Raw genomic sequence first — 2,293 nt, 5'->3', positions numbered from 1 at the left:
CGACAGCGCCCCGCCCACGCAGGCGGCCGCCAGCTCGCCGACGCTGTGTCCGACGAGCGCGTCGGGCCGTACGCCCCAGGCCGTCAGCTGCCGGGCGAGGGCCACCCCGTGGGCGACCAGCAACGGCTGCGCCACCTCGGTGGCGGCCTGCGCCTGCGCATCCACCTCCGCGTCCACGCACCAGGACGTCAACTGCCGCCCGTGTACGGCGCCGACCCGGGCCGACGCCTCGTCGAGCGTGTCGCGGTACACCGGTGCCGTCGCGTACAACGCACGGCCCTGGCCCGGCCGCAGCGCGCCCTGGCCGGGGAAGACGAAGACGGTCCGGGGCCGGTTCGTAACCGTCCCGGTGGTCACTCCCGGCGCTCGGCCGTCACCAGCAGCGCTCGCCGCGGCGAGCCGTTCCCGGAGGTCCCCGTCGGCCACCATGGCCAGGCGGTGCGGTCCTTCGTCCCGTGCCGTGGCCGCCGTCAGACAGACGTCGCCCTCGTCGAGTTCCGGGTGGTCGCGCAGATGGTCCGCGAGACGGGACGCCCATGCGGCCAGACCGTCCGCGCTGCGCGCGGAGAGGGTCAGCAGGTGCGGACCGCCTCCCGCGCGTGGCGCAGGCGTTGACGGGAGGGCCGGCGGTGCCTGTTCCAGAACCGCGTGTGCGTTCGTGCCGCCGAACCCGAAGGCGTTGATGCCCGCCCTGCGCGGACCGCGCGACTCCCAGTCGGTCAGTTCGGTGACCAGGGCGAACCCGGACCGCTCGACCGCGGGGGAGGGCGACGTGTGGTGCAGCGAGGCCGGCAGCCGGCCCCGCCCGAGGGCCAGCACGACCTTGACCAGGGAGGGCAGGGCGGCCGAGTTGAGCAGGTGTCCGACGTTCGTCTTGACCGAGCCGAGCAGTCGAGGCTGCCCGTCGGTACGGGCAGTGAAGGCCTGCGCCAGCGACCTGAGTTCGATCGGGTCGCCGACGGCAGTACCCGTCCCGTGGGCCTCGACGTACGTCACCGACTGCGGATCGACGCCGCAGATCTCGTACGCCCGGCCGATCACCTCGTGCTGTCGCAGCGGATTGGGTGCCATCAGGCTCAGGGAGGTGCCGTCGTTGTTGACGGCGGTGCCGCGTACGACGGCCAGGATCTCGTCGTTGTCACGGCCGGCTTCCTCAAGTGGCCGCAGGACGAGGGCAGCTCCGCCCTCGCCGGGTACGAACCCGTCGGCCGCGGTGCTGAAGGCGCGGCTGCGGCCGGTCGGTGACAGGGCCTGCGCCGACTCCAGCGCCTGGTACCCGTCGGGGGTGAGGTGGAGGTTGACGCCGCCGACCACGGCGATGTCGCACTCCCCGTCCGCGAGGCTGCGCCGGGCCAGGTGCAGCGCCACCAGACCCGAGGAGCACGCGGTGTCCACGGCGAGCGCCGGCCCGTCGAGGTCGAGACAGTGCGCGACACGGGCGGCGACGAGGTTGGGCAGGTTGCCGGTCAGGGCGGTGGCCGCCGGTGGCGTACCGGCCGGGGTCGCGTCGGCGAGGACCTGCCGATAGCCACTGTCTCCGACGGCGGCGAACACGCCGACGCGCAGGCCGCGGCGGCGGTTCCCGGCATACCCCGCCCGTTCCAGTGCCTCGTGGGCGAGTTCGAGGAAGATCCGTGCCTGCGGGTCGAGCGTGCGGGCCTCCTCGTCACCGATGCCGAAATGCCCGGCGTCGAAGTCGGCCGGGTCGTCGAGGAAGGACCCCCAGCGTCCGCCGGAGTTGGTGGACGCCTGCCCGGCCGCCTGTGCCGAGGGTGTGCCGTCCCAGCGGTCCGGCGGTACCGCGGTGACGGCGTCCCGGCCGGTGGCCAGCAGGTCCCAGAACTCCTCCGGCGTGCTCGCGCCGGGGAGACGGCAGGCCATCCCGACGATCGCCGTCGCGGGCGTGCCGGCTCGGGCGGGTACCGTTCCCCGCTCGTCGGGGGCATACGGCCGCCGGTCTGGCGTGTCGTCGACTGCCGCCAGCAGGTGGTCGGTGAGCGCGTCGACGGTGTCGTTGCGCATCACGGCCGGAGCGAGGGTGACATCAAGGGTGTGCTCCAGTTCGGCGAGCACTTCCATCGCCTTGAGCGAGGTACCGCCCAGATCGGTGAACCGGTCCCGGTCCGTGAAGGACGCCTCCGGTCGCGCCAGTACGCGCGCCCATACGTCGCGCACCAGCCGCCGCACGTCACGGCGCGGGCGGGGTGACGCCGATCGCTGTACGTCGTCAGGTTGCCCCAGCCCACCCGCCCGCCCGTTCGCCGGTGAGTCTGACGAGGTGGCGGACGGGACG

General features: G+C 73.8%; 1 pseudogene. It reads right to left on the bottom strand.

The features are described 5' to 3' along the window. Nucleotides 1-2,205 (bottom strand): annotated as a pseudogene (locus O3Q52_RS52105) (beta-ketoacyl synthase N-terminal-like domain-containing protein); the annotation flags it as partial. Nucleotides 2,206-2,293: the final 88 nt, after the last annotated feature.

It is taken from the genome of Streptomyces sp. ActVer (assembly GCF_027270795.1).
GTDB classification, from domain to species: domain Bacteria; phylum Actinomycetota; class Actinomycetes; order Streptomycetales; family Streptomycetaceae; genus Streptomyces; species Streptomyces umbrinus_A.
The sequence above is the reverse complement of the archived record's forward strand: the minus strand, read 5'-3'. Positions and strand labels throughout refer to the sequence as shown.